The organism is Azospirillum rugosum (genome assembly GCF_017876155.1).
GTDB classification, from domain to species: domain Bacteria; phylum Pseudomonadota; class Alphaproteobacteria; order Azospirillales; family Azospirillaceae; genus Azospirillum; species Azospirillum rugosum.
In genome coordinates, this window is record NZ_JAGINP010000029.1 from 69,204 (window position 1) to 85,722 (window position 16,519).

Sequence of the window (16,519 nt, forward strand, 5' to 3'; positions counted from 1 at the left end):
TGATCAGGCAATGTCGGCGTGGTTCGGGACGGCGGAGCGGACGGCGGCCAGGGCGGCCGGGTCCAGCGCGCCGCCCCGATCCGCGCCGGCGCACAGGGCCGTGCGAAAGCCCAGGTAATCGGGGGCGAGCGGCAACAGCGCCGCTATGTCCCGCACGGCCAGCGAGCCGGCCAGCCCGGTGAGCAGGCCGAGGGCGCGCGCCCGCTCCACGAACCTTGCCAGCTGGCCGATGTCCTTTTGCCGCAGCAAACCGCCGGAGCCCTTGCCCGCGGTGTCGAGCATGGCCCCGGCGAAGCCCGCCCGCGCGATGTCGGGCAGCAGCCGGCCGGCATCGTCCCAGAGGTCGGCGAACAGCACCGCGACAATGCGGGCGCCCCGCCGCGCGTCGGGCGCCAGCGCGGCGACGCAGGCGGCCGGGTCGCCGGACGGGACCAGGCCGATCTTCACGTAATCCACGCCGCAGGCCCAGGTCCGCGCCACGCGGTCCGTCACCGCCGCGGGTTCCATCGGCAGATCGCCGACGGTCGCGCTGAGTGGCGGGCGGACCGGCCATAGGTGAACCGTGTCCACCGCGCGGGCGATGTCGTCCGGCGCCCAGGCGCCGAGCGCGCCGGCTTTCGGGTCCTTCAAATCCAGGATGTCCGCCCCGCCCCGCGCGGCGAGCGCCAGTTCATCCAGGTTGGCGACGCTCGCCAGCAGGCGGGTCATGCGGCGCTCTCCGTGCCCGCCCCCGTGGGCGCCCGATGGGCGGCGATGCGGTCGAGCAGCCAGCCCCAGGCCTCCAGCTCCACGGGGCCGGCGGTCTTGCCGACGGCGATGGACAGGTACTCCATCTCGCGGTCGATCTTTTCGGGCGGGAGGAGGTGCAACCGGCTGACCAGGATCGCCCCTTCGACCACGGCGGCCTGCGCGCGGTTGAAGCCGCGGAACGGGCTGTGGGTGACGAGGTGCACTGGCTGGCAATGCAGGTGCGGGCGCTGCCCGTCGTCCTCAACCGCGACCACCTCCACCTCCTCGTGCGCCAGCGCGTCGGAGAGGACCGCGCCGCGGATGCGTTCCGCCGGAACGGTCGGCCAGTCGCGGCGGCGCCCGGTGACGCAGCCGGCGAACACCCGGACGTCGTCGGCGAAATTCACCACCGCGCAGCGCGTGGCGAGCAGGTTGTCGAGCGTGTGCGACGGGCGGAAGGGCGCCAGGATGTAACCGCCTTCCGTCACCGTGGCGCCCATCGGGGCGATGTGAACGTTCCCCGCTGCATCGACGCTGGTGATGATCGTTTCGCGGATGAAGGTCACGGTTTGCGCCTTTCCGGCTTGGTGGGGGGTTTTGTCGTGCCCACGGCGTGGAACCCGGACGGGTCCTCGTCCGGCGCGTCCACCGCCACGCCCCAGCGCAGCTCGTTGTCCTGGGCGTAGCGCTTGCCGAGCTGCCAAGCGATCTGCGCGCGCGCCAGCTCCGCCCCCAGGTAGAAGGCGTGGCCGGCATCGCCGCGGGTGTCGATGTGCGGGAACAGGGCGAAGGGGTCGCCGGCCACATGGTGGCCGTCGCGGTTGTAGAGGTGGATGCCTCGCTCCGTCACCTCGATCCGGTAGTTCGGATCGCGGATGCGGGCGGCGAGGTCGGCGACCTGTTCCGGCGTGCTGGCGAAGGGCTTGCGGTCGCGCAGGCAGAGCAGGCCGGCCCCGACGTTGCGCGGCAGGGCGCCGGCCTCCCGCGCGGCGAAGAACTGGCGCCGCGCCGCATCGAACTCCCGGATGGTGCGGCGGCAATGGGGGCTGACCTGCACGGCCAGCACATGGTCGATCCGCAGTTCGGAGACGACGCCCATCAGCAGCGCGTTCATGCCCGCCGTGTCGGCGTCGGTCAGCTCGGTCACGTTGCCGATCCCCATCAGGATTTCCAGCTCCGGGAAGCGCGTGCGGACCTCGCGGTAGCGGAGCAGGGAGTCGGTGAAGCCGTAATGGATCGGCTCCAGGATCGGGTCGGCGATGCAGCCGCGCCCCTCCGCGCCGATCGCCTCCAGCGCCCGATAAAGGGAGGGCAGGTCGCTGGGCGTGGTCGGGATGACGACGGACACCGCGTCGGTCTCGCTCGCCACCCAGGCCGTCGCCTCCGTCAGGCTCAGCAGGTAGGAGGCGCCGGCTGACGCGCCGCGCAGCAACTCCCTCGGCTCAAGGGAATCCACGCTGACGGTGTGGCCGGCGTCGCGCAGCGCCGTCACCGCGTCTTCCAGATGCGGGAAGGGGTGGTCGGGCAGCCCGCCGAGATCGATCACATCCGCCCCATCTGCCTTGAACCGGGCGGCGCGCTCCAGGATGGCCGGCACGTCGAGCAGGGGCGCCTCGACGATCTCCGCGAAGATTTTCGTGTGGTAGCGGCTGAGGTCGAGCGGCGCGGCTTGGCGCTGGAAATGCTGGGGCAGGTCTTCCAGCTCGTCGGGGCCGCGCTCGAACGGCACGCCGAAATGCGCCGACAGACGGTCGAGGTCGCCGCGGAAGCGCCCCGGAAGGAGCACCCGGTCGGCGCCTTCCGTGGAGGCGAGGCGGCGCAGGATGATCTCCGTCGTGGCGAGTGCGGCCACCTTGATGCCGAGGTTGACCACCGTGGTCCGGAACTCCAGCGGCTCCAGCGCGGCGAGCACGCGGCGCAGGCGCGGTTCGGCCAACTCGCCGGTCAGAAGCAGGACGTGGCCCGGCGCCTCAGTCATCGTCGGGTTCCATCAGGCGGGTGCCGCAGGGGGAGCCCTGGTCGAGCGCTTCGGCGAAGCGCTGGTGGTCGTCGCGCGACACGCACCATACGGTCCCGCCGAAGCGGGCCATCCGCTCCGGCAGCGCCGGGTCGACGATGCCGTCCGCGACGAGGTCCTGCACGGACGACGCGCTGTTCGGCAAGGGAGCGGACTTGACCAGGACCGTGCAAGACGCGGCGAGCGTGCCGGCCAGCCAGACCGCCAGCGTGTCCGACGTGACGTCCCAGCTCTCCGTCACGTCGGCGCTGGCCGCCAGGGGAAGCGGCATCCAGACGGCCGGGCTGGGCAGGCTGCGCAGGTCGGCGACGGTGCGGGCGGGGGTCAGCCGCGGTTCCAGGTCGGCCAGCGCGGTCCCGTACTGCTCCATCGCCAGCAGGGCCATGCGGTGCGCCGCGCGGTCGCTGAAGCCGAGCGCCGGCTGCGCCTCGCGCACCGCGTCGGCGAAGGGGCCGCCGCCGGGAACGACCACGACCCGCACGCGCCGTGCCGCCGCCAGGATCTCCAGCCAGCAGCGCAGTTCCGGCGTGCGCCACAGGCTGCCGCCCAGCTTCACGACCCACAGCGGGGCGCTGCTCATGCTTCCTCAGGTCGTGAACGCTCGATGACCACGCCCACGCCGCCGGATTCCGGCACCACGTCCAGCTTTTCCACCTGGACCCGCGCCTTGGTCACCTCCGGGATGGAGAAGCACAGGGCGAGGATGCGGTCGCCCAGTGTTTCGACGAGGTGCACATGCTCGCCGTCGCGCAGGGCGCGGATGCCGTCGATCAGGAAATCGTAGGACAGCACCTCGTCCAGATTGTCGGTCATCGGTCTGTCAGGCCAGGGCAGCGTCAGCGTCACGTTGATCCGGACGCGCTGCGTGCGCCCCTTCTCGCGGTCCCAGACCCCGATCTTGAACTGGTCGACATAGTCGCGGAGCGTGATGTCGTAATACCGGGTGCGGCTCGCCGCCGGCCGGTACGGCACATAAGACAACAGTGCGTCGTCGGCCAAGCCATCCTCCTCCCCGTAACGGGCAGGGGCGAAGGTCCCCCGCCTCGGCAGTGTTCAGGGTTCATCGCCGGTCATCAGACCCGGCCATCAAACGATTCCGCAGCAGCCATTCGACGCCGCGCCGCCATGACCGCTCGTTGTCGCCGCGGATGTCCGCGTTCCCGATGGCGACGATGCCGCCGCCCTGGCCGTCGGTCCCGACGCGTCGCATTGTAATCTGGATGTTCAGGATCAGGGTGCTGATCTTATGGATGAATCCCGTCACCACGATGTCCGCGCCCGCCCGCCGCCCCAGGTCGATCTCGCAGCCGTTGCAGGATTGCAGCGACGCGGGAACCTCCGCCGCGACGGCGCTGTCGCGCACGGCGATCACATCGTAGCGCCCGCCGTCCTTCAGCCCGTCGCGCAGCAGCGCCGTCACCCGCTCCAGGCGGCCGGGATGGTCCGGGTTGGCCCCTTCCTGGCTGGTGTCCACCAGCTCCAGGTCGAAGACCAGCAGCTTGGGCGGCGCATCGGCCATGGCCGGTGCGAACGGCAGCGCCAGCGTGACGAAGGCGGCGACGCAGATCCTCATGAAGCCCCTGCCTTATTGGTCGGCCTTATCCGAATGCGCGCATGGGCAAGGCTGCGGTCCTCTTGCAGAATCGGACCATGCTTCACCGCTCCGCTGCCCTCGTCGCCGTTCTCATTGCCCTGGCACCGGCCTCGGCCCCGGCGGCCGAGCGCGATCCGGACTGGCCCTGCGTCCAAATCCTGGTGCCGACGCTGTCGCCCGGCCAGATCTGGTCCGGCGACCCCATCGACGGGAAGGCGGAGGACTGGCGCGACATCCCCGGCATGGAGCCGGTGCTGAAGCGCATCCTCAACCGCCGGGCCGACGCCGAGCAGGAAGAGGAGGCCATCGCCCGCTTCGCCGACGGCCTGGGGCCGGACCGCAACGCGGCGCTGACCGCGCTGTTCGCCGGCGCGTTCGACGCGCTCAACCGCGACCGCAGCGCGGCGATCGCCGCCATCCACCGCTACGCCCACCAGCAGCGCGAGTTGCTGGACAGCATCGACAAGGCGCTAACCCGCCTGCAGGAGCTGCCGGCCGACGCGCCGGAAGCGGCGGCGCTGAAGGACGACATCGCGTGGCGGCGGCGCATCCTCGACGATCGGCGGCGCTACCAGTCGGCGCTGTGCGACCAGCCGGTCAAGCTGGAGCAGAAGGCGGGCCGCATCGCGCGGGAGATCGCCGCCCGCCTGGACTGATCCATCAATTCGATGCCCCGCCGCCGGCAAAGGGCTGGACCGTTTCCAGCGCGTAGCCCGCCTCCTGCCAGCGGGTCGCGCCGTCGGCATACCAATAGACGTTGCTGTAGCCCCACTCCACGGCGCGCTTGGCCGCGTTCCAGGACATCCAGCAGTCCGGCTCGCAGAAGAAGACCAGCCGTGGTGGGCTCTCCCCCTTGCTCACCGCGTCGAGCCCGGCGCGGAAATAGCGTTCCTGGTCGGTGGACAGGCTGCCGTAGCCGACGTTGGGCAACCAGACCGCGCCCGGCAGGCTGCGGCGGGGCGGTGGCGCCCAGACGGCCGGCGGCGCCCGGTCCGCGGGGCGGGGCGGGGTCGGCATCACGTCGACCAGCCGCGTGTCCGGATGGCGCTCGATCAGCCCGCGCAGTTCCGCCACCGTCACGGTGGAGGCCCCGGTGAGGCCGGCCGGCGTCGGCGCGCGGTAGTTGTCCATGCGGTAACCGGGCGGCGCCGACGCGTCGGCGGTCTTCAGCGTGCCGTCCGGGCCGATGATCGGCACGTGGTAGCGCAGCAGGATGCGGTCGATGTCGTCCTGGCGGCGCTTGATGAAATCGTTCAGCCAGTGCTTCCATTCCGGCTCGTCGCCGCGGATGCCCATGGAGATGTTGAACTGCAAGTGGGCGACCGCCGGCTCCTTGATCAGCGGCACGACGGTCAGCGGTTCCGACTGCTGGGCCGCGAAGTAGCCGGCGATCGGCCCCCAGATCACCGCGGCGTCGGTCTTCCCGGTCGCCACGTCCGCGATGGCGTCGCGGGCCGGGTTGTTCACGCGCGTGTCGGTGTTGAGCTGGTACGGCTCGGTCTTGGTGATGCCGTAGCGGCGCAGCAGGTTGACGGCCGGCGTCCGCTCCACCACGCCGATGCGGGCGTCCTTCAGCGCGGGATCGCCCACGGACTCCGCCCTGATCCCGGACTTTGTGCGGTAGACCAGGGCGTAGACGGTGCGGTAGTAGGGGTTGGTGTTCTGCATCAGCTCTTCGCCGGACGCCGTGCCCATCACGAGGTCGCACTTCCGGGCGCCCAGCGTGTTGCGGACGAAGCCGATGGTCTGGGGCCACCAGGTGTAGGTCACCGGCTTTTTCAGATCCTCGCCGATGAGCTTGGCGATCTCGTTCTCGAAGCCTTCCATCTTTTCGTTGGAGAAGGGCAGCAGGTTCCCGTCGGCGCAGACCCGCACGGCCTCGCGCTCCGTCACCTCGACGGCGAGCGCCGGTGACGCCGCGGCACCCGCGAGGAGAGCCGCCATGCAAAAACGTGTCGCTGGATGTGCCATGGGCCTTCTCCAGCTCAGCCGCCGAGACGCTGCGGACGTCCGCCCGGAAGCGCGCCGTCGGCACGCGCTTTCAGATAGCGGTAGATGTCGTCCAGATGTTCCATGATGTTCGGGTCCAGGCCGAAGGACGGCATCACCCTGTCGCCGGTGGCGCCCTGGTTCTGGCGGCCGTTGACGACGACGTCCTTGAAGTCGTCGTAGCTCAGGCGCTTCAGCGAATCCGTCAGGTTGGGGGCAAAGGATGATCCCGACGCGTCGAAGCCGTGGCAGGTGTGGCAGGTCGCGTGGAACCGCCGATAGCCGTTGTAGGTCCCCTTGTCCACCTGGCCGTCCTTGACGATGTAGGCCGGCGTTCCGTCGGGGGTGACGGGCGCGTCTTCCGCCAGGGCGGTGAAGCCGACGACGGTGCCGAAACCCACCGCCAGGATGCCGGTCCACAAACCAAATCTGCGTTTCGTCAACATGGAATTCCTTGCTCGGATCAGGTCGCAATCGGAAAGCAGAAAGCAAAGCCCCCGGTGCGTTGTCGCACCGGGGGCGGTTTGCCGATCACTTCTGGTCCGGAACGTGGAACACCGTCAGGACACCGCCGAGCTGGGTGTACTCGCCCAGCGACTGGTGGGCGCCGACCGCCCCGAGGCCGGCGGTCGCCACCCCCGTTCCCTCGGCGTGGCCCGGATGGACCGCGTTGTGCCACGCCTGGGCCCCGGATTCCTGGGTCAGGCCCGCGGCAAGGCCGATGCCCGCCCAGCCGCCGACACCGGACAGCACGGCCACATACTGCTTCCCGTTGTGGGTGTAGGTGTTGATGTTGCCGATGATGCCGGACGGCGTCTTGAACCGCCACAGCTCCTTGCCGTCCTTCATGTCGACGGCGACGAGGTAGCCTTCCAGCGTGCCGTAGTAGGCGACGCCGCCCTTGGTCGACAGGGCGCCGCTCCACACCGCGAACCGCTCCGGCCGCGACCAGACGATCTTGCCCTGGGCCGCGTCCCAGGCGATGAAGTTGCCCATGCCGCCGTGGGAGTTCGGCGTCGGGTACATGGACACGGTCGAACCGACATAGGCTTGCCCGGCCGTGTAGGAGACCGAGAAGGGCTCGTAGTCCATGCAGATGTGGTTGGTCGGCACATAGAACAGGCCGGTGTCCGGCGAGAAGGACGCCGGCTGCTGGTCCTTGGTGCCAAGTGCCGCCGGGCAGACCGCGGTGGTGTTCTTGTCCTCGCCGTTGGCGAAGGTGCTGTACTTGTCGACGACCTTCGGACGCCCGGTCGTCATGTCGACTTCGGTCGCCCAGTTGACCGTCGGGTCGAACTTCTTCGCGACGAGCAGTTCGCCGGTCGCCCGGTCGAGCGTGTAGGCGAAGCCGTTGCGGTCGAAGTTGACCAGGACCTTGCGCTGCTGGCCGTTGATGGGAATGTCGGCCAGGATGTTCTCGTTCACGCCGTCGAAGTCCCACTCGTCGAACGGCGTCTTCTGATAGACCCACTTCGCCTCGCCGGTGTCCGGATCACGGGCGAAGATGGTCATCGACCACTTGTTGTCGCTCTTGTTCCGGTCCTTGTCGACGGCCCGCTGCACCGGGTTCCAGGTGCCGGGGTTGCCGGTGCCGTAATAGATCAGGTTGAGGTCGGGATCGTAGGTGTACCAGCCCCACGTCGTCCCGCCGCCGCGCTTCCATTCCTCGCCCGGCCATGTGGAGACGCCCAGATCCTTCTGGCCGATGGGCTTGCCCATCATCATCGTCTTCGACGGGTCGATCTTCACGTCCGTGTCGGGACCGGTGGAGAAGGCCCGCCACACCATCTTGCCGCTGTTCGTGTCGTAGGCCGTCAGGTGCCCACGCACGCCGAACTCGCCGCCGCTGATGCCGACGAAGACCTTGTCCTTCACCACCAGCGGGGCCGCCGTCAGCGTCTCGCCCTTGGTGTGGTCGCCGTTCTTGGCTTTCCAGAGCTCCTTGCCGGTCTTGGCGTCGAGCGCCACCAGCGTGTTGTCCGCCTGCGCCAGGAAGACCTTGCCGTCCGCGACGGCGACGCCGCGGTTGACCGTGTCGCAGCACATGACCGGGATCACGGTCGGATCCTGGACGGATTCATACTTCCAGATGACGCGCCCGGGGTTGTTCAGGTCCAGCGCGAAGACCTTGTTGGGGAACGGCGTGTGGATGTACATCACGTCGCCGACGACGATCGGGCCACCTTCGTGGCCGCGCAGGACGCCGGTCGAGAACGACCAGGCGACCTGAAGGTTCTTGACGTTGTTGGTGGTGATCTGGTCGAGCGGGCTGTACCGCTGCCCGGCGTAGTTGCCGAGCTGGGACGCCCAGTTGTTCGGGTTCGCCTGATTTTTAAGAATGCTGTCGTTCGCAGAGGCGGAACCGGCTGCGAGTACAGCGACCGACGCTAGAAGCCATCGAGACAGTACCTTCATGACGCTCCCTCCCGTGTTGGCCCTTATTGTTACCCAAAAACCAATGGGTACCCGGAAACCGTTGGGTCCGTTCTTATGAGCGTGGGACTGAATGCACAGCGGCTTTGTTGCGCGAGACGTTTCATTCTGAATTGAAAGCTCAGAATACGCGGCGCCAAATTAGGACTTAATGCTATGTTGAAGCGACGTTTTCGTCAAGGCATTGCTGAAATAGAAAAGGGCTGACAGGTCAAATCTGACAATTTGCGCCGGGCATGATCACGAATAGGTGGTAAGTGGTCAATCCTTTGAAAATGGTTTTTTCGTCGTATTTATTTCCAGTGTCACGCGATGATTGTGCAAAGCAGCATTTTTTGCTGCACAGCAGCGCGATCTCTTTGCCGGTCTTTGTGGGCAATCTATATCGCGGTAGGTGATCGGCAAAGTGCGTCGGCGTCTGTTGAAGACATGGTTCCGCCATTCACCCGCCCTGGCAGTCTTTGCGGGAAGCGGCGGATCCTTCGCACTCATGTCAGGAATGGACATCCATGTTTGAACTCGTTCTGGTGGTTTGCCTGGCGGCTCAGCCGGACCAATGCGCGATCGAACGACCGCCGTCGATCGAGCGGTTCGCGACGGCGATCGATTGCACGCACGGCGGTTACTTCCACGTCGTGCGTTGGCTCATGGAGCACCCGAACTGGAACGTCCGACGGTGGCAGTGCGAACAGCCCGCGGCGTGACGGCCGCCAGGGGAGCCCCTTACGGGCGAGGGTGAAGCAGGCTGCGGAATTCGCGCCTCAGGTCGGCGTCGCTGCGGAAGGCGCCGAGCATGCGGCTGGTGGTCACGATGGCGGCCTGGTGCGCCACCTCGACCGCCACGGCGACGCCCCGCGGGCGCAGCGTCCGATCCACGGCCTCGGCGATGCGGACCGTCAGCCGCTCCTGCATGGAGAACAGGCGGGCGTTGGCGTCGATGATCCGCAAGAGCGTGGAAACATCGCTCACGCGCCGGTCCGGCACATAGGCGATGTGAACGATGCCGGCGCGCCACAGCGCAGGAGCGGGGCGGAAGGCGATGCCGCGCAGCAGGACCATGCCGTCGCAGCCGTGGATCGCCGCGGGCGTGCCGTCCGGCGGCGCCGTCGCGGCGGCATCCGTGCCCATGGGTTGGTCCATGTTCAAACCTCTGGCGGGCGTCCGCCGATCTCAGGCTAGCGCAAGCCCCCCGGGAGCGTGCGACGCTCTTCCGGTTAGCCACCTTCGGCCGTCGGCATCGGACGGCGTTGCCGTTTAGGCAATGTTAACCTTTGATGCCTAATGATTCGGCAAGCGTGTGGCCTGACTCATTTTTAGGCGGCTGACAGAGGGGCAGGATGCCCCCGTGCGCGGGCGTGGCATGTGCCTTGCGTAAGCTGGCCCATTCAAAGTCGGCACATGTGTGCTGTTGCACGTTGGAGCGTTTGATGTTCGTCACACTGTCGATGATTTTCTGCCTTGCGTCCGACCCGACCCAATGCCGGACGGTGAGCCCGGTGATCCCGGACGAAGAGCCCTTGACCATGTCCAGCTGCCCGATCGCCGGCCAGATCGAAGGCGCGAAGTGGATCAACGACCATCCCAAGTACCTGCTGCAGCGGATCCAGTGCTCCGTCGGCAAGCGGATCAAGCAGCAGGGCGCGTAAGGGCGGGGGCTAACAGCCCGTGCATCGGCCCCGGTCGCTGCCCTGGTTTGCGGTCGGGAAGAGCGAGAAGGTCATGTCGCTGATCAGCGACTTGAACCCCGGATCGGTCGGCCCCTGAGGGCTGTCGAGCCAGCCGGTCGCCGAAGTCAGGGCGCCGCCGGACAGCAGCCCCGCGAAGCCGCTTCCACGGCAGAAGGCGCCCTGCACCACGATCGGTCCGCCGGGCGGGCGCGTCGGGATCGGCTGGCCGCTGCACACGTAGGAGGTCAGCATGGTCTGGGACGGGTTGAAGGCAAGCGCCACCCAATAGCCGGGCCTTGCGGTCTCGTTCGGCGTGGTGGTGAAGCGTGTCCTCACGCCGATGATCCGGTTCTGCATGTTGTCGGTGACCAGTTGGCCGAAACTCTGCGGGTCCATGCCGAAGGGGTTGCCGTGGATGACCACGCGCAGATCGCGGTTGGACGCCGCGTAGGCGACCTCGCTCACGGTGTAGGCGGAGGACGGCAGGTCGGCGACGACGCGCCCGTAGGAGCACGCCGTCGCGGCCATGCAAAGGGCCAGGATCGGGAAACGGGGAAGGCCAACCATGGGGTAGCCCGACGTACGGTTGCCGTGACAGGAACGTAGAACGCGCGCAGGCCGGGGCAAGCAGGACGCCCCGGCCCGCGCGCGGTCGGTCACTGGGCCGGCGCCGTCCAGGGCTCCAGCGCGCTGATCTTCTTGGATCGCTTCTCGTCCGCCGACAGTTTGAAGTTGTGCCCGTAGGGCGCGCTCTCGAAGGAGCCGTAGCCGGGATTGGCCAGCATCAGCCAGTCGCGCCCGAAATGCGCCTTCGCCTGCTCAAAGGCTTTCAGCCGTTCGGCCTCGCTGCCGTTGTAGGCGTCGCTGAAGTCGCCGAGGTTGTCGCCGAGCAGCAGCAGGACGCGGTAGTCGTTGGCGACGTAGCTGCGGCGGGTGCTCTTGGCCGAGCCCCAGTCCGGCTTTTCCTTCGACATCAGGAAGGTATCGACGTTGCCGCCCATCGGGAAGCCGAGCGCCTGGGCGTTTTTGCGCGTCGGCTCCTCCTGGTCGGCCGAGCGGTTGGTGACGTAGAAGACCTTGACGCCCTTCGATTCCGCATACTGCGTGAATTCCACCGCGCCCGGCACCGCGGTCGCCTTCTCCGCCCGCACCCAGACATCCCAGGTCTTGGGCGAAAAGTCGGCGCCGGTGGCGGCCAGCCCGGCCTGATAGGCCGAGTTGTCCATCGCCGTCTCATCCAGATCCAGCACGACGGCCGGCGGCAGCTCCTGGTAGTTGCCGGTCTGCTCGGTCGCCGCGGTCCAGCTCTTGTCGGCCAGCGCCTGGTCCAGCCGGACCTTGGCCAGCGCGTAGACGGCCAGGGAGTTGGCCTTGTATTCGACCGAGCGCTGCATCCACAGTTCGGCGTTCAACAGGTCGTTCTGCGGCACGGGATCGGCCGCCATCGCCGAACCGGCCAGGAAGGCAAGGAAAACCGCACCCGACAGCAGCGGCCAGCGGCCATACTCAGCAGAACTGCGCATCGATTCACCCACCGATCAACGTCATGGAACCGTCATCGAAGCACAGTCACGGCTGTTTGGCGATGGCGGAGATGCGGGCCATGGCTTGGCCGCGTTCGGTGCGGCGTCCTCAATCCCAAGTTGCCGCCTTAAAACGGACTTCAAACCTTCATTGAAACACCGCTCGGTAAAGAACGGATTGTTAACGATATTGAATCTAAACTGTCGAACAACCCATCATAACGGTGCTAGACCGATATGTTTTCCATTCACCGCGCCACCATACGCACGCGCCTGGTTCTCGGGTTCGGTGTGGTGCTTCTGCTGCTGATCAGCCTGACCGCCATCGGCGTTCACGAGGTGCGGAAGATCGACGCCGATCTCAACCGCATCAACGACGTGAACAGCGTCAAGCAGCGTTACGCGATCAATTTCCGCGGCAGCGTGCATGACCGCGCGATCGCCTTGCGCGACGTGGTGCTGACCGCCGATCCCGCCGTGCTGGCCGGCGTGCTGGCCGACATCGATCGCCTCGCGGCCTTCTACGCGGACTCGGCCAAGCCCCTGGACACGATGTTCGCCCAAATGGCCGACATCGATCCTGAGGAGCGGTCGATGCTCGCCGCCATCAAGGAGACGGAGGTGCGGACCCTGCCCATGATCAAGGCGGTGGTCGCGGCAAAGAAGGCGAACGACAGCGCCGGTGCCGAACGCGGGCTGATGACCGACGCCCGGCCCGCCTTGACCGAATGGCTGGCCCGCATCAACGCCTTCATCGACCTCCAGGAGAAGAAGAACCAGACGATCGCCGCGCGCGCCCGCGCGGTGGCGAGCGGCTTCCAGACGCTCATGGTGTCGCTCTGCGCCATGGCGGTGCTGCTCGCCGCCGGCTTCGGGCTGTGGACGGTCAACGCGCTGCGCCCCTTGCGCCGGTTGACGGACGCGATGCTCACGCTGGCGCGCGGCGATCTCAGCGTCGTGCTGCCGCATTCGGACGCCAAGGACGAAATCGGGCAGATCACCGGCGCGGTCGAAGTGTTCAAGGCGAACGCGGTGGAGGCCGACGCCTTCCGCCGTCGCCAGGCCGAAGCGGAGCAAGCGGCCGAATCGCGCAAGCGCACCGAAATGGCGGCGCTCGCGGACCGGTTCGAAAACGAGGTCAAGGGCGTGGTCGACAGCGTGTCGGCCTCCTCGGGCGAGGTGCGGACGCTTGCCCAGGCGCTGAACACCAACGCCGACCACACCGAACGCCGGGCGACGACCGTGGCCGCGGCGTCGGAAAAGGCGTCGGTCAACGTCCAGACCGTCGCCGCCGCCGCCGAGGAACTGGCCGTCTCCATCGCCGAGATCGGGCGCCAGATCAGCGAGAGCACTGCCAAGGCCAAGCAGGCGGCCGAGCAGGCGGAAGGCACGAACGCCATCGTGGACGGGCTGTCGTCCAAGGCGAACCAGATCGGCGACGTGGTGAACCTCATCAACGACATCGCGGGCCAGACCAACCTGCTGGCGCTGAACGCCACCATCGAGGCGGCCCGTGCCGGCGAGGCCGGAAAGGGTTTCGCGGTGGTCGCCAGCGAGGTGAAGAGCCTGGCCAACCAGACGGCCAAGGCCACGGGCGACATCTCGCAGCAGATCGCCGAGATCCAGGCCGCGACCGCCGACGCGGTGCAGGCGATCAAGACCATCGCCGCGACCATCGGCGAGGTGAACAGCATCGTCGGCACCATCGCCCAGGCGGTCGACGGGCAGAACGCCGCCACCATGGAAATCGCGCGGAACGTCCAGCAGGCCGCCGCGGGCACCAACGAGGTGTCCTCCTCCATCGCGGACGTGCTGCATGCCGCGTCGGAAACCGGCGGCGGCGCGGCGCGGCTGCTGGACTCGTCCGGGAAGCTGGCGCACTTGGCGGACGACCTCAACGCCCAGGTCGAACGCTTCCTGACCGGGGTCCGAACCGGCAGGGCGTGATCGCACCGCCATGAAATGCGCGTGTGGTGTGGACCGGCTCACAGCCGGCCGGGGCATGCGCGGGTAGGGTCTGGTCATCGACAACGCCGGGGCGCGGGCCCTGGCCTCAAACCCAGGAGACCACCATGATCCGCACCTCGCTGCTCGCCGGTTTCGCCACGCTGGCCCTGCTGTCCGCCCCGGCCATGGCGCAGAACATCACCAGCCTGAACAACACCGCCGCGGGCGTCGGCAACGTCGCGGTGCAGAACGCCTTCACCAAGCAGTCGGGCGGCGGCTTCCTCGGCGGGCCGAACATCATCAGCATGGGCAACACCGCGGCCGGCGTCGGCAACCTGGCCATCCAGAACGGCACGGTCCTGCAGAAGTCCCCCAAGGTCGGCCCGCTGGGCGTGCCCTTCGGCGGCGGCAACCACTTCCAGGCCAACAACCTGTCGGCCGGCTTCGGCAACTTCGCCAAGCAGAACGCCTTCGGCATCCAGAAGTAAGTCACCCCCTGCGCTCTTCCCTGGAGCCCCGACCGGATCCCCGCCGGTCGGGGCTCTCGCGTTTTTTTGCGCGGGGAAACAGCACGGCATACCCAATCGGCACAAAAGACAGTTGGAACGTGCATGAATGACAGTTCATTCGCCCTGTCATGTTCTCAGCAATACCATAGCGGTTGAAATCCCTTCCGGAGGACGACCCATGAATGGAGTAATCGCCGCGGACACGCAGCGCCTGACCCAGGCCATCAGCGCGGTCCGCAAATTCAGCCGCGAGCTGGCCGACGTCGAGACGCGCCAGCGGCTGATCCCGATCGAGCGGAACTTGGTGTGGGCCCTGATGATGGCCGAAGCGGGACGAAACCTGCCCACCATCATGAAGAGCATCGACGCGGTGGCCGCCGTGCTGGGCTCCTGAACGCCCGGCGGGCGGAACCAACCTCTGCCGGGGGCAGTTGTCCGGCCATGCCCAACGCTCCCGCAAGACAACCATCGCCCACGCCCGTCCCGTCCCGGCTTGCATGGGCCGGGTACCTGCTGGGGTTCGGGCTCGGCGGGTTCTTCGACGGGATTCTGCTGCATCAGGTGCTGCAATGGCACCATCTGCTGACCGGCCTGGAGGCTCCGGCCTTCCGGGACATCCGCGTCCAGATCCTGGCGGATGGGCTGTTTCACGCGCTGATGTACGTCATCGCGATAGGCGGCCTGCTGCTGTTGTGGCGCAGCCGCCGGGCCTTCACTGAGCAGGGGGCGGACCGCCTGCTGTTCGCCAACGCCCTGATCGGCTTCGGCGCTTGGCACATGCTCGACGGAGTCCTGTCCCACTGGATCCTGGGCATTCACCGCATCCGCATGGACGTGGAGAACCGGCTGTTCTGGGACGTGCTGTGGTTCGTCGTCTTCGGCGTGGCGTTCGCGGCGGTGGGATGGTGGCTGCGGCGCGGCGGTGGCGACGGTGCCCGCGGCGGGTTCCGGAAGGCGGCCACTCCGGTCGCCCTTACCCTGGCCGTCCTGGTTGCCGGACCCATAGCGGCTCTGCCGCCCCCCGGCGTCACCACGGTGATGGTGCTGTTCACACCGGGCACGACGCTGCCGGCGGTGTTCCAGGCCGTGGCCGCCGTCGACGGGCGGATGGTTTGGCACGACCCCTCGGGCCAGCTCTGGGCCATTGACCTGGGCACGGGCGGGAATCCCGCGCGCCTGTACCGGCATGGCGCCATGCTGGTCAGCAACACGCTGCTGCCCGTCGGCTGCTTCAACTGGATTCGCGGCTGATCCGCCGCTTGCGCAAAGGGGTGTTTCAGGAGGAAGGGGCGGCGTCGCGCCGCCCCTTTCCGTGCCGGCGTCAGGCTTCGGCCGGCTTGTCGGTGTTGGTGTCGCCGGCCTTGTCCGGCTTCGCGGGAATGATGGTCGCGTAGGCGGCCGCGCCCGCGTTGGCAAAGATCACCGTCGTTTCGGTGGTGGAGGTCGGCTGTTCGTTGTTGTTCTTCACGTTCGTCATGAGTCTGTCGTCACCGATTGATCAGGTTGCGGTGCAACAACACCCCCCGCCGCCGTTTGTTGCGATGCGTCTTCAGCCGGTCAGCCCTTGAGCCGCAGAGTCAGGCGCTTCAGGCCAGTGAGGTGGTTGCGGACGAAGTCGCGGGTGGCCTCGTCGGTCAACCGACCCTGGGCGTCGAACTTTGACGCCGCACCGCCGACCAGAACCTCCGGCCCGTTCAGCATGTGGGCGTTCAGGTACACCAGGATCTGCCGCAGGTGATGGTTGGCGAAGGCGGTGCCCAGCGCGCTCATGCTCGCCCCCATGATGGCGACCGGCTTGTCGTCGAAGGGCTGGTCGGGCGCCCGCGAGGCCCAGTCGATGGCGTTCTTCAGCACCCCCGGAACGGACCGGTTGTATTCCGGCGTGACGAACAGCAGCGCATCGGCCTGCCGGATCTTCGTACGGAGATCCTCGACGCTCGGCGGGTAGCCCTGGAGGCGGACGTCGTCGTTGTAGAAGGGGATCGGCGCGAGGTCGAATTCCTCGATCACCATGCCTTCCGGCGCCAATTCCTTGGCCGCGCGCAGCAGCGCCGTGTTGTAGGAGCCCTGGCGCAGGCTCCCGGAGATTCCGAGCACGTTCACGGTCATGT

General features: G+C 67.7%; 21 protein-coding genes. 7 read left to right on the top strand and 14 right to left on the bottom strand.

What is annotated here, in order from left to right:
* Positions 1-3: 3 nt before the first annotated feature.
* From J2851_RS30320 to J2851_RS30345, 6 genes are all read right to left on the bottom strand, one after another.
* Positions 4-708 carry a (5-formylfuran-3-yl)methyl phosphate synthase gene (locus tag J2851_RS30320; RefSeq protein WP_209771267.1) on the bottom strand — a complete coding sequence of 235 codons (705 nt, stop codon included), beginning with the start codon at positions 706-708 and terminating at the stop codon, positions 4-6.
* Positions 705-1,295 carry a DUF447 domain-containing protein gene (locus J2851_RS30325; RefSeq protein ID WP_209771268.1) on the bottom strand — a complete coding sequence of 197 codons (591 nt, stop codon included), beginning with the start codon at positions 1,293-1,295 and terminating at the stop codon, positions 705-707. The genes J2851_RS30320 and J2851_RS30325 overlap by 4 nt, the downstream gene beginning before the upstream one ends.
* Positions 1,292-2,707 (bottom strand): DUF6513 domain-containing protein, encoded by a 1,416-nt coding sequence (locus J2851_RS30330; protein WP_209771271.1) that lies wholly within the window; start codon positions 2,705-2,707, stop codon positions 1,292-1,294. Before J2851_RS30330 ends, J2851_RS30325 begins: the two co-directional genes overlap by 4 nt.
* A complete protein-coding gene (locus tag J2851_RS30335; protein ID WP_209771274.1) occupies positions 2,700-3,326 on the bottom strand; it encodes an amino acid kinase family protein in 627 nt (208 codons plus the stop codon). The genes J2851_RS30330 and J2851_RS30335 overlap by 8 nt, the downstream gene beginning before the upstream one ends.
* A complete protein-coding gene (locus tag J2851_RS30340; protein ID WP_209771277.1) occupies positions 3,323-3,745 on the bottom strand; it encodes a dihydroneopterin aldolase in 423 nt (140 codons plus the stop codon). Before J2851_RS30340 ends, J2851_RS30335 begins: the two co-directional genes overlap by 4 nt.
* A gap of 61 nt (positions 3,746-3,806) precedes the next feature.
* Positions 3,807-4,319, bottom strand: coding sequence for a DUF3280 domain-containing protein (locus J2851_RS30345; RefSeq protein WP_209771280.1), 513 nt, complete (start codon positions 4,317-4,319; stop codon positions 3,807-3,809).
* Between the two features lie 77 nt (positions 4,320-4,396).
* Between J2851_RS30345 and J2851_RS30350 the strand changes: the two genes are divergently transcribed.
* Complete coding sequence (locus J2851_RS30350; RefSeq protein ID WP_209771283.1) at positions 4,397-4,996, top strand: hypothetical protein; 600 nt, start codon at positions 4,397-4,399, stop codon at positions 4,994-4,996.
* 4 nt (positions 4,997-5,000) lie between these two features.
* On the opposite strand, the gene J2851_RS30355 is transcribed toward J2851_RS30350, so the two are convergent.
* The 3 genes from J2851_RS30355 to J2851_RS30365 all read right to left on the bottom strand — a co-directional run bounded on the left by J2851_RS30355 (position 5,001) and on the right by J2851_RS30365 (position 8,744).
* Entirely contained in the window at positions 5,001-6,284 is a 1,284-nt protein-coding gene (locus tag J2851_RS30355; protein ID WP_209771284.1) for a quinoprotein dehydrogenase-associated putative ABC transporter substrate-binding protein, read from the bottom strand.
* A 41-nt stretch (positions 6,285-6,325) separates the two neighbouring features.
* Entirely contained in the window at positions 6,326-6,775 is a 450-nt protein-coding gene (locus tag J2851_RS30360; RefSeq protein WP_209771287.1) for a c-type cytochrome, read from the bottom strand.
* Between the two features lie 85 nt (positions 6,776-6,860).
* Positions 6,861-8,744 carry a methanol/ethanol family PQQ-dependent dehydrogenase gene (locus J2851_RS30365; protein ID WP_209771290.1) on the bottom strand — a complete coding sequence of 628 codons (1,884 nt, stop codon included), beginning with the start codon at positions 8,742-8,744 and terminating at the stop codon, positions 6,861-6,863.
* A gap of 527 nt (positions 8,745-9,271) precedes the next feature.
* Between J2851_RS30365 and J2851_RS30370 the strand changes: the two genes are divergently transcribed.
* On the top strand, positions 9,272-9,466 hold the full coding sequence (locus J2851_RS30370) for a hypothetical protein (RefSeq protein ID WP_209771293.1): 195 nt from the start codon (positions 9,272-9,274) through the stop codon (positions 9,464-9,466).
* A gap of 19 nt (positions 9,467-9,485) precedes the next feature.
* On the opposite strand, the gene J2851_RS30375 is transcribed toward J2851_RS30370, so the two are convergent.
* Positions 9,486-9,902: a GTP cyclohydrolase I gene (locus tag J2851_RS30375; RefSeq protein WP_209771295.1), complete on the bottom strand. Its 417-nt coding sequence runs from the start codon at positions 9,900-9,902 to the stop codon at positions 9,486-9,488.
* A gap of 287 nt (positions 9,903-10,189) precedes the next feature.
* Between J2851_RS30375 and J2851_RS30380 the strand changes: the two genes are divergently transcribed.
* On the top strand, positions 10,190-10,408 hold the full coding sequence (locus J2851_RS30380) for a hypothetical protein (RefSeq protein ID WP_246501038.1): 219 nt from the start codon (positions 10,190-10,192) through the stop codon (positions 10,406-10,408).
* Positions 10,409-10,417: 9 nt separating this feature from the next.
* Here the strand turns inward: J2851_RS30380 and J2851_RS30385 are convergent, their stop codons facing one another.
* Together J2851_RS30385 and J2851_RS30390 are read right to left on the bottom strand one after the other, a co-directional pair.
* On the bottom strand, positions 10,418-10,957 hold the full coding sequence (locus J2851_RS30385) for a hypothetical protein (protein ID WP_246501039.1): 540 nt from the start codon (positions 10,955-10,957) through the stop codon (positions 10,418-10,420).
* Between the two features lie 128 nt (positions 10,958-11,085).
* Positions 11,086-11,952: a 5'-nucleotidase, lipoprotein e(P4) family gene (locus J2851_RS30390; RefSeq protein ID WP_209771299.1), complete on the bottom strand. Its 867-nt coding sequence runs from the start codon at positions 11,950-11,952 to the stop codon at positions 11,086-11,088.
* 237 nt (positions 11,953-12,189) lie between these two features.
* Here J2851_RS30390 and J2851_RS30395 point away from each other — a divergent pair, with 237 nt between their 5' ends.
* The 4 genes from J2851_RS30395 (at position 12,190) to J2851_RS30410 (ending at position 15,659) form a co-directional block, all read left to right on the top strand.
* Positions 12,190-13,899, top strand: a complete 1,710-nt coding sequence (locus J2851_RS30395; protein WP_209771301.1) for a methyl-accepting chemotaxis protein — start codon at positions 12,190-12,192, stop codon at positions 13,897-13,899.
* A gap of 125 nt (positions 13,900-14,024) precedes the next feature.
* Entirely contained in the window at positions 14,025-14,387 is a 363-nt protein-coding gene (locus tag J2851_RS30400) for a hypothetical protein (protein WP_209771303.1), read from the top strand.
* A gap of 199 nt (positions 14,388-14,586) precedes the next feature.
* Positions 14,587-14,802: a hypothetical protein gene (locus tag J2851_RS30405; RefSeq protein ID WP_209771305.1), complete on the top strand. Its 216-nt coding sequence runs from the start codon at positions 14,587-14,589 to the stop codon at positions 14,800-14,802.
* Positions 14,803-14,849: 47 nt separating this feature from the next.
* A complete protein-coding gene (locus J2851_RS30410) occupies positions 14,850-15,659 on the top strand; it encodes a DUF2243 domain-containing protein (protein ID WP_246501040.1) in 810 nt (269 codons plus the stop codon).
* 70 nt (positions 15,660-15,729) lie between these two features.
* Here J2851_RS30410 and J2851_RS30415 read toward each other — a convergent pair whose 3' ends face one another.
* Together J2851_RS30415 and J2851_RS30420 are read right to left on the bottom strand one after the other, a co-directional pair.
* Positions 15,730-15,885: a hypothetical protein gene (locus tag J2851_RS30415; protein WP_209771310.1), complete on the bottom strand. Its 156-nt coding sequence runs from the start codon at positions 15,883-15,885 to the stop codon at positions 15,730-15,732.
* Between the two features lie 80 nt (positions 15,886-15,965).
* A complete protein-coding gene (locus tag J2851_RS30420) occupies positions 15,966-16,517 on the bottom strand; it encodes an NADPH-dependent FMN reductase (RefSeq protein WP_281416111.1) in 552 nt (183 codons plus the stop codon).
* Positions 16,518-16,519: the final 2 nt, after the last annotated feature.

Bases quoted from the DNA above. Each gene is read 5' to 3' on its own strand.
- J2851_RS30355 (WP_209771284.1), bottom strand. From the start codon at position 6,284: ATGGCGGCTCTCCTCGCGGGTGCCGCGGCGTCACCGGCGCTCGCCGTC.
- J2851_RS30350 (WP_209771283.1), top strand. From the start codon at position 4,397: ATGCTTCACCGCTCCGCTGCCCTCGTCGCCGTTCTCATTGCCCTGGCA.
- J2851_RS30375 (WP_209771295.1), bottom strand. From the start codon at position 9,902: ATGGACCAACCCATGGGCACGGATGCCGCCGCGACGGCGCCGCCGGAC.
- J2851_RS30360 (WP_209771287.1), bottom strand. From the start codon at position 6,775: ATGTTGACGAAACGCAGATTTGGTTTGTGGACCGGCATCCTGGCGGTG.
- J2851_RS30365 (WP_209771290.1), bottom strand. From the start codon at position 8,744: ATGAAGGTACTGTCTCGATGGCTTCTAGCGTCGGTCGCTGTACTCGCA.
- J2851_RS30395 (WP_209771301.1), top strand. From the start codon at position 12,190: ATGTTTTCCATTCACCGCGCCACCATACGCACGCGCCTGGTTCTCGGG.
- J2851_RS30405 (WP_209771305.1), top strand. From the start codon at position 14,587: ATGAATGGAGTAATCGCCGCGGACACGCAGCGCCTGACCCAGGCCATC.
- J2851_RS30345 (WP_209771280.1), bottom strand. From the start codon at position 4,319: ATGAGGATCTGCGTCGCCGCCTTCGTCACGCTGGCGCTGCCGTTCGCA.
- J2851_RS30415 (WP_209771310.1), bottom strand. From the start codon at position 15,885: ATGACGAACGTGAAGAACAACAACGAACAGCCGACCTCCACCACCGAA.
- J2851_RS30400 (WP_209771303.1), top strand. From the start codon at position 14,025: ATGATCCGCACCTCGCTGCTCGCCGGTTTCGCCACGCTGGCCCTGCTG.
- J2851_RS30410 (WP_246501040.1), top strand. From the start codon at position 14,850: ATGCCCAACGCTCCCGCAAGACAACCATCGCCCACGCCCGTCCCGTCC.
- J2851_RS30335 (WP_209771274.1), bottom strand. From the start codon at position 3,326: ATGAGCAGCGCCCCGCTGTGGGTCGTGAAGCTGGGCGGCAGCCTGTGG.
- J2851_RS30390 (WP_209771299.1), bottom strand. From the start codon at position 11,952: ATGCGCAGTTCTGCTGAGTATGGCCGCTGGCCGCTGCTGTCGGGTGCG.
- J2851_RS30385 (WP_246501039.1), bottom strand. From the start codon at position 10,957: ATGGCCGCGACGGCGTGCTCCTACGGGCGCGTCGTCGCCGACCTGCCG.
- J2851_RS30420 (WP_281416111.1), bottom strand. From the start codon at position 16,517: ATGACCGTGAACGTGCTCGGAATCTCCGGGAGCCTGCGCCAGGGCTCC.
- J2851_RS30370 (WP_209771293.1), top strand. From the start codon at position 9,272: ATGTTTGAACTCGTTCTGGTGGTTTGCCTGGCGGCTCAGCCGGACCAA.
- J2851_RS30320 (WP_209771267.1), bottom strand. From the start codon at position 708: ATGACCCGCCTGCTGGCGAGCGTCGCCAACCTGGATGAACTGGCGCTC.
- J2851_RS30330 (WP_209771271.1), bottom strand. From the start codon at position 2,707: ATGACTGAGGCGCCGGGCCACGTCCTGCTTCTGACCGGCGAGTTGGCC.
- J2851_RS30380 (WP_246501038.1), top strand. From the start codon at position 10,190: ATGTTCGTCACACTGTCGATGATTTTCTGCCTTGCGTCCGACCCGACC.